The organism is Aliiroseovarius sp. ABM4_368, from assembly GCF_056161205.1.
Genome location: NZ_JBSWYR010000004.1, coordinates 410496 through 422169 on the forward strand (window position 1 = coordinate 410496; position 11674 = coordinate 422169).

Annotated in this window: 13 protein-coding genes; 7 read left to right on the plus strand and 6 right to left on the minus strand. The window is 59.0% G+C overall.

Going from position 1 to position 11674, the window contains the following annotated elements:
• The first annotated feature begins 18 nt into the window (after nt 1–18).
• Entirely contained in the window at nt 19–1206 is a 1188-nt protein-coding gene (locus tag ACXAH3_RS14020; RefSeq protein ID WP_474862712.1) for a GNAT family N-acetyltransferase, read from the plus strand.
• A 7-nt stretch (nt 1207–1213) separates the two neighbouring features.
• On the opposite strand, the gene ACXAH3_RS14025 is transcribed toward ACXAH3_RS14020, so the two are convergent.
• Nucleotides 1214–1708 carry a redoxin family protein gene (locus ACXAH3_RS14025; RefSeq protein ID WP_474862713.1) on the minus strand — a complete coding sequence of 165 codons (495 nt, stop codon included), beginning with the start codon at nt 1706–1708 and terminating at the stop codon, nt 1214–1216.
• Between the two features lie 151 nt (nt 1709–1859).
• Here ACXAH3_RS14025 and ACXAH3_RS14030 point away from each other — a divergent pair, with 151 nt between their 5' ends.
• The gene (locus ACXAH3_RS14030) at nt 1860–3068 is read left to right on the plus strand and encodes an NAD(P)/FAD-dependent oxidoreductase (RefSeq protein ID WP_474862714.1); all 1209 of its coding nucleotides are present in this window, start codon (nt 1860–1862) and stop codon (nt 3066–3068) included.
• Nucleotides 3065–3625 (plus strand): 16S rRNA (guanine(966)-N(2))-methyltransferase RsmD, encoded by a 561-nt coding sequence (gene rsmD / locus ACXAH3_RS14035; RefSeq protein ID WP_474862715.1) that lies wholly within the window; start codon nt 3065–3067, stop codon nt 3623–3625. Before ACXAH3_RS14030 ends, rsmD begins: the two co-directional genes overlap by 4 nt.
• Before the next feature lie 49 nt (nt 3626–3674).
• Here the strand turns inward: rsmD and ACXAH3_RS14040 are convergent, their stop codons facing one another.
• The 3 genes from ACXAH3_RS14040 to sfsA all read right to left on the minus strand — a co-directional run bounded on the left by ACXAH3_RS14040 (nt 3675) and on the right by sfsA (nt 6544).
• The gene (locus ACXAH3_RS14040; RefSeq protein ID WP_474862716.1) at nt 3675–4733 is read right to left on the minus strand and encodes a TRAP transporter substrate-binding protein; all 1059 of its coding nucleotides are present in this window, start codon (nt 4731–4733) and stop codon (nt 3675–3677) included.
• Between the two features lie 228 nt (nt 4734–4961).
• Nucleotides 4962–5810, minus strand: a complete 849-nt coding sequence (gene map / locus ACXAH3_RS14045; RefSeq protein ID WP_474862717.1) for a type I methionyl aminopeptidase — start codon at nt 5808–5810, stop codon at nt 4962–4964.
• A gap of 35 nt (nt 5811–5845) precedes the next feature.
• Entirely contained in the window at nt 5846–6544 is a 699-nt protein-coding gene (sfsA, locus tag ACXAH3_RS14050) for a DNA/RNA nuclease SfsA (protein ID WP_474862718.1), read from the minus strand.
• Between the two features lie 38 nt (nt 6545–6582).
• On the opposite strand from sfsA, the gene ACXAH3_RS14055 reads away from it, so the two are divergent.
• The 4 genes from ACXAH3_RS14055 to ACXAH3_RS14070 are packed head-to-tail and all read left to right on the plus strand — an operon-like array spanning nt 6583 to nt 9544.
• The gene (locus ACXAH3_RS14055; protein WP_474862719.1) at nt 6583–7311 is read left to right on the plus strand and encodes a competence/damage-inducible protein A; all 729 of its coding nucleotides are present in this window, start codon (nt 6583–6585) and stop codon (nt 7309–7311) included.
• Nucleotides 7308–8039 carry a GNAT family N-acetyltransferase gene (locus ACXAH3_RS14060; protein WP_474862720.1) on the plus strand — a complete coding sequence of 244 codons (732 nt, stop codon included), beginning with the start codon at nt 7308–7310 and terminating at the stop codon, nt 8037–8039. Before ACXAH3_RS14055 ends, ACXAH3_RS14060 begins: the two co-directional genes overlap by 4 nt.
• Before the next feature lie 9 nt (nt 8040–8048).
• On the plus strand, nt 8049–8624 hold the full coding sequence (locus tag ACXAH3_RS14065) for a peroxidase-related enzyme (protein ID WP_474862721.1): 576 nt from the start codon (nt 8049–8051) through the stop codon (nt 8622–8624).
• Complete coding sequence (locus ACXAH3_RS14070) at nt 8621–9544, plus strand: OmpA family protein (protein ID WP_474862722.1); 924 nt, start codon at nt 8621–8623, stop codon at nt 9542–9544. Before ACXAH3_RS14065 ends, ACXAH3_RS14070 begins: the two co-directional genes overlap by 4 nt.
• A gap of 67 nt (nt 9545–9611) precedes the next feature.
• Here ACXAH3_RS14070 and ACXAH3_RS14075 read toward each other — a convergent pair whose 3' ends face one another.
• Entirely contained in the window at nt 9612–10517 is a 906-nt protein-coding gene (locus ACXAH3_RS14075; protein WP_474862723.1) for a LysR family transcriptional regulator, read from the minus strand.
• Between the two features lie 217 nt (nt 10518–10734).
• Nucleotides 10735–11655, minus strand: a complete 921-nt coding sequence (locus ACXAH3_RS14080; protein ID WP_474862724.1) for an AEC family transporter — start codon at nt 11653–11655, stop codon at nt 10735–10737.
• Between the last annotated feature and the right edge of the window lie 19 nt (nt 11656–11674).

Sequence of the window (11674 nt, forward strand, 5' to 3'; positions counted from 1 at the left end):
CTGCCCCTCAATAAGACCGTGAGCGAAACCCAAGTCGACATCCGCACCCACCAGTCCCTTGCCGCCATCTGCGCCGAGGATTGGGATGCCTGCGCCTGCCCCGAACGCGCGGGTGGGGGCCGGGCACAGGACCCGTTCACGACTTACGCGTTTCTGTCCGCACTAGAGCGCTCGGGGTCTGTTGGCGAAAACACCGGATGGCATTCACAGCACTTAACGGTGCACGCGGGTGATCAGATCATCGCGGTGATGCCTCTGTATGTGAAAACTCACAGTCAGGGTGAATACGTCTTCGATCACGGCTGGGCAGACGCGTATGAGCGGGCTGGGGGAAGCTATTATCCAAAACTGCAATCGGCAGTTCCGTTCTCGCCCGTCACCGGGCGTCGGTTCCTGACCCACCCCGATCACACCCAAGTCGGACAGGCAGCGCTGGTGCAAGGCATGGTGCAAATTGCGGCGGATAACCAGATCAGCTCGGCCCATGTGACCTTTTGCACCGAAGACGAGGCTGCGGCGGGCAAGGCCATGGGGCTTTTGACCCGTGAGGGACTTCAATACCACTGGCAGAATGATGGCTATGCGGATTTCGATGCGTTTCTGGCCGCGCTGAGTTCTCGCAAGCGCAAGCAGATCCGCAAGGAACGCAGGATCGCCCAAGCTTTTGGGGGCGAGATCCTGACCCTGACAGGGGACCAGATTCAACCCCAGCATTGGGACGCCTTCTGGCAGTTCTATCAAGACACCGGCGCACGTAAATGGGGCCGCCCATATCTGACGCGCGCCTTCTTTGATCTGTTGCATGATACCATGGCGGACGACCTGCTTCTGATCTTGGCCGAACGTGACGGGCGTCTGGTCGCTGGGGCGATGAACGTCATTGGACAGGATACGTTATTCGGGCGCTATTGGGGCTGTGTCGAAGATCACCCCTATTTGCATTTCGAGCTGTGCTACTATCAGGCCATCGACTTCGCGGTCCAACACGGATTGACCCGGGTCGAGGCCGGCGCGCAGGGCGAACACAAGCTGGCGCGTGGGTACCTGCCCGTCACCACCCATTCGCTGCATTGGATCAACGACCCCGGTTTCCGCGAGGCCGTTGACCAGTTTCTTCAGTCAGAGCGCCGGGCCGTAGCGCAGGATATCGACATCCTGACCTCGTACGGCCCGTTCAAATCCGTGGACGTAGACGAGCACGACTGACACGGCATCAGCTCTGAATGGCTTCGAGCATCGCCTCGCCCGCCGAGACATCGCACACGCCCGGGTTTTCCTCGACATGCAGGACCTTAACCTCGCCATCTACGACATAGGCACCATAGCGTATCGAGCGGTCGATCAGGCCGGCGGGTGGCGCAGAGAAATCCATGCCAACGGCTTTGGTGAACTCGGACTGCGGGTCGCCAAGGAACAATAGCCCAGCTTTCGCCGCACCAGTGCTGTCTGCCCACGCGTCCATAACAAACGCATCGTTAACCGAAATGCAGATCACATCATCCACGCCCGCCTCATCAAATGAGGGCTTCGTGCGGATATAGCTGGGTACATGGGCGGTGGTGCAAGTGCCAGTATAGGCACCGGGCAAGGCAAAGATCACCACTTTGCGTCCGTCTAGCAAGGACGACAGGCTAACAGATTCTGGGCCATCCGCGCCCAGCCGCAGCAGGGTCGCATTCGGAAGTTTATCACCAACCTTCAGGGTCATTCGCGCATTCCTTGTATTGATTCGATATCTTCAAGGTCGCCCGCCCGCGCGCCCATGTCATCCCAAATTCTTGTGTAATGCCTGGATTCAAATCGTTGCCAATACAACTAAATCCAGCATATCGTCGCGGGATAGAAACGCGGAGACAAGAATGAGCCATATCGTCGTGATCGGGGCAGGCCAAGCCGGGGCGTCTTTGGTCGCCAAATTGCGCAACTCAGGGTTTGACGGTGACGTCACTTTGATCGGGGCCGAAAATGCGCCGCCCTATCAGCGTCCGCCGCTGTCAAAAGCCTATCTTCTGGGGGACATGGAGCTTGAAAGGCTCTATCTGCGGCCCGAAAACTTCTATGCCGACCAGAACATCGCCCTGCGCCTGAACACCCGCGTAAATGCAATTGATGCAGCGGCGAAAGAGGTCGTGATCGGCGACGAACGCATCGCCTATGACCAGCTGGCCATCACCACCGGATCGACGCCGCGTTACCTGCCCGCCGCGATCGGTGGCGCGCTGGACGGTGTGCATGTGGTGCGCACTTTGGCCGATGTGGACGGCATGGCGCCCGAGTTCGCCGAGGGTCGCAGTGTCTTGATCATTGGCGGCGGCTATATCGGGCTGGAAGCAGCAGCCGTTGCCTCCAAGAAGGGCTTGAAGGTCACGCTGGTCGAAATGGCGGACCGCATCCTACAACGTGTCGCAGCGCCCGAGACTTCGGATTATTTCCGCGCGCTGCATACCTCGCATGGTGTTGATATCCGCGAAGGTGTTGGACTGGATCGCCTGACTGGCGAAGGTCGCGTCAATGGCGCGGTTCTGTCGGACGGAACCGAGCTGGCTATCGACTTCGCCATTGTCGGCGTGGGCATTGCCCCCGACAGCGCGCTTGCCGAAAGCGCGGGCCTCGCGCTGGACAACGGCATCAAGACCGACGCGCAGGGTCGCACATCGGATCCGTCGATCTGGGCCGCAGGGGATTGCGCCTCCTTCCCCTATCGTAGCGAACGCATCCGACTGGAAAGTGTCCCCAACGCCATTGATCAGGCCGAGATCGTTGCCCGCAATATGCTGGGCGAAGGCGTCGAATACGTTGCCAAACCGTGGTTCTGGTCGGATCAGTATGACGTGAAGCTGCAAATCGCAGGGCTGAATACAGGCTATGACAACATCGTAACCCGCCCCGGTGACAAGGAAGGCAGCGTCAGCTTCTGGTACTATCAGGGCGACACGCTGTTGGCCGTGGACGCAATGAACGACCCGCGCGCCTATATGGTTGGCAAGCGGCTGGTCGAAGGTGACAAATCGCCCGACAAAGCTGCTGTTGCGGATCCTGCAACCGAACTGAAAGCCCTTCTGGCATGAGGATTATCGCGGGCCGTTTTCGCGGGCTGGCCTTGGCGAGTGTGGGCAAAGGGGACGCGGGCGCTCATCTGCGCCCCACCACCGACCGCGTGCGCGAAAGCCTGTTTTCCATGCTGACGGGCGGTCGCTTTGGCGACCCGATTGAAGACGCGCGCGTATTGGACCTCTTTGCAGGCACCGGCGCTTTGGGACTGGAAGCACTTTCGCGCGGCGCATCCCATGTCACCTTGGTCGATGATGGCCGCAAGGCCCTGTCCCTGATCCGCGAGAACATCCAGAAGTGTCGCTGCACAGACGAGGTAACGGTGCTGAAACGCGACGCCACTCGCCTGCCCGAAGGCACACCCCACGACCTGATCTTTCTAGACCCACCTTACGGCAAGGGGCTGGGGGAAAAGGCGCTGGCGGCGGCGCTCAAATCCGGCTGGGTCGCGGACGGCGCGCTGATCGTGTGGGAGGACAACGTGCCGGTGATCCCCCCCGCCGGGGTCGAGCAGTTGGACAGCCGTCGATATGGCGACACAGTCATCACGATTTGTGAGTATTCAAAAACGTAGAAGGCGCCGGGCATGATGTCCAGCGCCTTCGTTTGCTTATCAGTTTGATTTACTGCGCGCGTGTCACGGATACGGCCGCGCGGGCGTCCCGCACCATGGCGTCTCCGTCCAGACCCTTGGCGTTCATATCGGCGATCCACTCGGCAATCACCTCGTCGCCAAGCGCGCGGATGGTGGCGGTCTCCTCTTCCGACAGCTCGGCCAGCGCGTTGCCGCTTGCTGCCATCTTATCGCGTCCGACCACGTCACCGGTATCATGCGCGTGACCAGCCCAACCCGAGGCATTGAAGCCTGAGTTCGCGTCGATCACCGCCTTCAGATCATCGGGCAGACCGTCATAGACGTCCTTGTTCATCGCCCAGATGAAATAGAGGTTATACAGCGACTTCTCGCCCGCGACGTCAGTGTGGCTGTCCGTCAGTTCGTCCAGCTTCAGGGAGGGCGACATTTCCCACGTGATGACTCCGCCATCAACGACACCTTTCGACAGCGCTTCGGGGAAGGCAGGGACGGGCATGCCGATGGGCGTTGCGCCCAGCTTGTCCAGAAGACGGGTCGCCGTGCGCGACGGGCCGCGCAATTTCAGCCCCTTGAGATCGGCAACCGTAGCAATCGGGTCGCCTTTCTTGTGCACGATCCCGCGCCCATGCATGTGGGCGGCAATGACTTTAACGTCAGCAAAATCATCCATCAGGTATTTCTGCGTATAGACCCAAGCAGCCTTGGATGCCTCTTCAGCCGACTTTGTCACCATGAAAGGCAACTCCATCGCTTCGGCTTCGGGGAAACGACCCGGCTGATAGCCGGGGATCACCCAACCACCATCAATCGCGCCATCGCGGATCAGATCATATTGGCTGGTCGCTTTGCCACCCAGCTGCATCGCAGGATAAAGCTCGACCTTGATGCGCCCACCGGAATCCTTCTCGATCTTCTCGGCCCACGGGGCCATGAAATAGGTCGGGTTCGCGGACAAGGGCGACACGAAATGCTGAAAGCGCAGCGTGACTTCCTGCGCGGCAGCAGCGCTGGCAGCCATCGCAAGGGCAGCAGCAGCAGTCATAGATGTAAGGATGGATTTCGGGGTGAAAGTGCGGAAGCTGGTCATTTGCCCCTCCGTATTTCTTGTCATCAGCCGCGCAAGTTTGTCGCGGAAGCCCAAGCACCTTTTGCGTCTAGGCAAACAGAACGTAGGCACGAAATGCTGCATGCGCAAACGGTAGATGGCACGTTTTCTGACCTAAAGAACATCAGGCCGAAAACACCTCGGATTAAAAAGGAAATTTTGGTGACTAGGGGGAAACATAAAAAAGTTTCCCCTAAGTCAACTTGGCAATCAACCCCAGGTCGGGTGGAACTTGCCAGCAGGCGACAACGTGAAGATCTCGCACCCATCCGCAGTCACACCGACCGAGTGTTCGAACTGCGCTGACAGCGATTTATCGCGGGTGATCGCAGTCCAGTCATCTTGCAAGATCTTGGTCTCTGGACGGCCCAGATTGATCATGGGCTCGATGGTAAAGAACATGCCTTCTTCCAACACAGCACCGGTACCGGGACGGCCATAGTGCAGCACGTTGGGCGGGGCGTGGAACACGCGGCCCAGACCGTGGCCGCAGAAATCACGCACCACCGACATGCGCTGTGCTTCGGCGTATTTCTGGATGGCGTGACCGATGTCGCCAAAGGTGTTGCCCGGTTTGACGGCGGCAATGCCCTCCATAAGCGCGTCATGGGTCACTTGGATAAGGCGATCCGCGAAGGACTTCACCTTGCCGACCTTATACATGCGGCTGGTGTCGCCATACCAACCATCAACGATCACGGTGACGTCGATGTTCAGGATATCGCCTTCAACCAGCTCGTCATGTTTGCGGCCGGTTTTGTCATTCTTCATCTTCGGCGTCTTCGAGCCGGGAATGCCGTGACACACCACGTGGTTCAGCGAGATACAGGACGCGTGCTTATAGCCCTTATAGCCGATCGTGGCCGACACAGCCCCCGCTTCGTCCACCATCGCTTCGATCGCGGCGTCCAGCTCGGCGGTGGTCACACCTGGGGCAATCATCGGGGCCACGCGGTCCAAAATCTCGGCCGCCAGCTTGCCCGCCGCATGCATCCCTGCGAAATCTGCTGGGTCATAAAGGCGAATGCCTTCTTTGGTTACACGCATCTTGTCGTCCATGGTGGTTTCCTTCTTCTGCCCCCTAAATAGGGCGTTCAGACCAAAGACGCCAGAGGGGCCGCAACATCGACACCTGACGGCGAGATCGTGGTGCCCAGCACGATCACCTCGACCCCTGCTGCGCGGGCCACGTCGAAGGCCTGCCCATAGGCAGGATCAATATCGCGCGCCAAGTCAAACCGGTCGCAATCCGTGCGCTGCACCAGATAAAGCATCACGGCCCTATGCCCTTCACCGATCATCTTTGCCAGCTCTCCCAAATGCTTGGTGCCGCGCGCGGTGACGCTATCGGGAAACTCGGCCAAACCGGGTTGGCGGGACAAGGTGACGGACTTCACCTCGACATAGGTCAGGCCATCCCCTTCCAGCAGGAAATCAATGCGGCTTTTCTCGCCGTATTTCACCTCGGCCCTGACGGTGTGATAGTCGCCCAGTCCCGACACGGTCCCCGCCTCAAGCGCCGCCTTCAGCGCGCGGTTCGGCACTGAGGTATCGACCCCGGTGAAATGCCCGTTCGTGTGCTCGACCAAACGCCAGCCGAATTTCAGCTTTTTCTTGGGATCATCGTTGGGCTCCAGCCAGATCTTTGATCCCGGCTCGGCCAATCCCATCATCGATCCGGGATTGGCGCAATGGGCCGTGACTTCGCGACCATCTGTCAGCAGGCAGTCGGCAAGAAAACGTTTATAACGACGAACAAGCGTTGCGGGTACAAGAGGGCTGGGAAATTCCATATCTCGGGCCTATACCGGAAACAGGAAAGGAACAAGCGATGCCCAACCCCTCTGCCGCAATGCTGGTGATCGGAGACGAAATTCTATCGGGCCGGACGCGGGATGCGAATATGCATCACCTTGCAGGCCGCCTGACCGAACAAGGTATTGATTTGAAAGAGGTGCGCGTCGTGTCGGATGACGCCGACGCCATCGTGGCTGCCGTGAAGGCGCTTTCTGCTGGATATGACCACGTCTTTACCTCGGGCGGGATCGGCCCAACGCATGATGACATCACCGCCGATTGCATCGCCCGTGCCTTTGACGATCACATCGACATTCGCGACGACGCGCGCGAACTGTTGGCCGCACATTATGCCGCCTCAGGTCGCGAGTTTAACGCCGCTCGCCAACGCATGGCGCGCATACCTGACCGGGCCACGCTGATCGACAACCCGGTTTCGGTCGCCCCCGGTTTCACGCTGGAAAACGTGCATGTGATGGCAGGAGTCCCATCCGTCTTCACCGCCATGGTCGAAAGCGTTCTGCCCGGACTGACTGGCGGTGCTCCACTGATGTCGCGCACCGTGCGGATCAACCGGGGCGAAGGCGACATAGCAGGGCCATTGGGACAGCTTGTGCAGAATTATGCTACACTCAGCTTCGGATCCTACCCATTCATTGATAACGGCGCTTTCGGCGTCAACATCGTTATTCGCGGCACGGATATCGCCCTGTTGGAGGATGCCACAAGCGCGCTTCAAGACCTGTTCAAGGAGGCAACATGACAACGCCCCATCTTCCCACCCCCGAACAATTGATCGAGGTCTGCGAAACCACTTGGCCCCCAGCCGCCACGCACCGCGTTGGTGCTTGGCTGTTGCGCGATGGCGCGGGCGGCGGCAAGCGCGTGTCGGCCGCAACTGAAAACTGGCCGACGACAGAAGCCGACCTGCCCGCTGCTGAAGAAGCCATGCGCGACATGGGGATGGACCCTCTGTTCCAGATCCGCGCAGGCGACGCACACCTAGACGAGATGCTTGAGCAACATGGCTATGACATCATCGACCCGGTGAATATCTGGGTCATTCCCGTGACCGAGTTGACCCACGAACCGCTGCCGCCGGTATCAGCCTTCGCGATCTGGCCGTCGCTGTCCATCATGACCGAATTGTGGGAGAATGGCGGCATCCACGAACATCGCCGCGCCGTGATGGATCGTGCGGACTGCCCCAAGACCGCCCTTCTGGCACGCACCGATGACACGCCGGCAGGCGTTGGCTTTGTCGGCATTCACAACGGTATTGCTATGGCCCACGCCTTGCATGTTGATCCCAAGCTGCGCCGTATGGGTGCTGGGCAGAACCTGATCAAACAGGCCGCCAAATGGGCGCAAGAACAGGGCGCCGAGTTCCTGTCGCTGATCGTCACCCAAGGCAACCATGCCGCCAATCCGCTATATGCAAATCTTGGCATGCATTTGGTTGGCCACTACCATTATCGCGTGAAGCGTTAAGGAGGAACCATGGCACACAAAACGGACAAAGTGACCAAGCTCAATCTGCCTATGGTCGATCCTCTGCCCGAGGACATTCAGAAGTATTTCGACATCTGCGATGAGAAGCTGGGGCTCGTCCCGAATGTGCTGAAAGCCTATGCGTTCGACATGGCCAAGCTGCGCCCGTTTATGGACATGTATAACGACCTGATGCTTGGCGACAGCGGATTGTCCAAGCTAGAGCGCGAGATGATCGCGGTGGTCGTTAGCTCGATCAATCGGTGCTGGTATTGTCAGGTTGCCCATGGCGCTGCGGTGCGGCAGTTGTCCGGCGATCCCCAACTGGGCGAAGCGATGGTTATGAATTGGCGCGCAGCGGATTTGGATGCCCGCCAGACCGCAATGCTGGCGTTTTCGGAAAAGATCACGAAAGCGTCTTCCGAAACATCCGAAGCCGACCGCCAAGCATTGCGCGATGTTGGCTTCTCGGATCACGATATTTGGGACATTGCCGCGACCGTCGGCTTCTTTTCCATGTCCAACCGCATGGCCTCGGCCGTGGGGATGAAACCGAACGACGAATACCACGCCCAAAGCCGATGAACCTATCCCACCGCCTGATTGCCATTGCCTGTTTCAGCGCCATGCTGCCCCTCGGCGCGCAGGCGCTTGATCTTCCCGCAGGCGCCGAACTTCAGGCGGAAAGCTCGGACACTGGGCAGGCTGAAATCGCCACCAGCCGTTTTGACGGTGGCGTCGCCCCCGCGATCACAGCCGTGGGTCACGTAGACCGGCAGGCATGGCGCGTGCCGGGGCAATCAACGGGCAGCTATCAAATCCTGACATCCCTGCGTGAACAGTTGGCCCAAGATGGCTATGAAATCCTGTTTCAGTGTCAGGCGGTGTCTTGCGGCGGCTTTGATTTCCGCTTTCAGATCGGACATTTCCGGGCACCTGACATGTTTGTCGACCTGGGGGACTACCACTTTCTAAGCGCCCGCAAAGGGGACAGCTTCGCACAAGTTCTGGTCAGTCAAAGCGCACAGGATGCTTTTTTCGAGCTAACCTTCGTCGCGCCGTCCAAGGACGATACGCCAACGCTGACACCCACCCAAGCCTTGCCCATCACTGCGCCAACATCGTCAGGGCCGTTGGACGTTCAGCTGACCTCGGTTGGGCATGTCGTTTTGTCGGGCCTGACCTTTGCCACAGGATCGTCCGAATTGGCCGACGGTGACGTTGCTGCGCTGTCCGAGCTCGCCAGCTTTCTGACCGCAGACCCCAGCCGCCGGATCGTACTGGTCGGCCATACTGACGCCGAGGGCAGTCTGGACGGCAACGTCGCCCTGTCCCGTAAACGCGCAACGTCAGTGATGAAACGGCTGATTGACAGCTATGGTGTGGATGCGGGACAACTATCTGCCGATGGTGTTGGCTATCTGTCGCCGCTGGCCGGAAACGCGAGCGCCGAAGGGCGGGATCTAAACCGGCGCGTGGAAGCGGTGCTGCTGAACACTGAATAGTGCCCCACAAAAAAAGGCGGCGGGATGATCCCGCCGCAAGTTCTCTTCTCTTCGTACTGCTCTTCCTCTACCAGGCGTCTGGCCCTTTGTTTGCAAAGGCTTGCACCAGGAAGTCTATGAATGCCCGCACTTTTGGCTGGGTAAAGCGACCGGGAGGATAGACCGCATAAATCCCCTGCAAATCTGCGGGCAGATCGGGGATTGCATCCTCGACCAGACCTTGTTCAAGCGCATCGGCGTAAAGAAAACTGGGCAGATACGCGATGCCCAGGCCGGAAATTGCCGCGTTCAAAAGCGACTGACCGTCATTAACGCTGAGCCACCCAGCCGAACGGACCTGCCGAAGCTCTCCTGAAGGGGCTGGGATCTTCCACACATTGCCCGAGCTTTGGCTGGAGTAATGCAGAAGCTTGTGTTCGTTCAGATCGTCGATCCGTTTGGGGCGCCCATAGCGTTCAAAATATGCAGGGCTTCCGACCATCCGACGCGTGGTTTCTGAGATCTTACGCGCACGAAGAGAGCTGTCTTCCAGCTCGCCCACGCGGATCGCCATATCAAACCCTTCCGAAATCAGTTCGACATATCGGTTTGCCAGCTCCATGGTCACGTTGACCTCGGGATAGTCTTTCAGGAATTCACCCAGAACAGGGCTAAGGTGGTTAACTCCGAAATCTGTCGCAACGGATATCCGCAGCATCCCTGCGGGGGCCGACTGCATGGATGTGACCAGCGCATCAGCCTCGCCTGCATCGTTCAACACGCGACGCGCGCGGTCGTAATAGGCCAAGCCGATCTCGGTCGGGCTGACCCGACGGGTTGTTCGGTTTAGAAGACGCGCGCCCAAACGGGCTTCTAGGCTTGAAACATGCTTCGAGACCGCGGATTTCGAGATCCCCATCTTCTTCGCAGCGTCCGTGAACCCCCCTTGGTCCACAACGGTCGCAAATGCTTCCATTTCGGTCAATCGATCCATCTTCAACTCTCTAAACGTCTTCGCAACCTCTTTGGTATCGCGGCAAATTGGGGCAAGACTGTGAAGACCCGCCGACATTAAGGGGGTAATTCGGCTTATGTTCACAATTTGGAAACGCTGAAAACTTGTGCGAATTGGACCGTTCGCAACCGTAAGACGAACAGCCCGGCCGCTTTTTGAAGGGTGGGAGCGTCAGATTTTGTTCTGATTCTGGCCCCTAGCGCAGCGCAAACACAACCTCGGCGATGGTAACCCATAGAGGCAAGGTTAGCGCTGAAAGCAGCGTTGTTTGTGCAATCAATGTGGCAACAAGTCTGCGATCCGCCCCAAACGCAGACGCCAGAACATGCGCGGCCGAGGCCGTGGGCAGGGCAGCGAACACCACAAGGACCGAGGCGATTCCAGGCGCCAGCCCCAGAACAACGCCACAAGCCAGCGCGAAACCCGGCAGGGCGACCAGTTTGATAGAGGCAATCGCGGCGCTGAAACGGTCCAATCGCGCCAGGGCTTTCCAGTCCATCGTTGCCCCGATGGACAAAAGGGCAATCGGAATAGCGGCCTTTGCCAGCAAATCAAGCGGGGCCATGATCGGTTGCGGGATCTGGAGTTTCAGAAGCCCAACGCACAAGCCCGACAGGCTGGCCAGCAGGAATGGATTCAAGGCGATTTTCACTAGGGTCTGTTTCAGCCCCATTGCTCCACCGCGCGACAAGGCACTGACGGCGAACAGGTTGGCGACGGGGACACCCATGCCGACCGCCACAGCCATTTCCCCCAACCCACCGTTCTGCAACAGCGGCACCGCGACCAGACCCAGCGCCGTGTTAAAGCGCCAAGTGACTTGCCACGCACCAGCAAAATCCAGAAAGCGCTCGGGCCCAAAGCGGCGCGTCAGCCAACCCAGCGCCAAACCAACGCCCAAAATCGCCCAGACCACAGGGGCCATTGTGATGACCTGCGAAATTTCGATCGGACGGCTAGCAGCGGCCACGAAAAGAAGTGCGGGGAACAGGATCTCGAAATTCAGACGATCCAGTCCCTGCCACGCGTTATCCGACAGACGCCCACGGACCAGCCCACCCAGCCCTATCAGAAGGAAGCTGGGCAGAAGCCCCAGAAAGATCGATATAAAAAGCATAGGGCCCTCAACAAGGCCC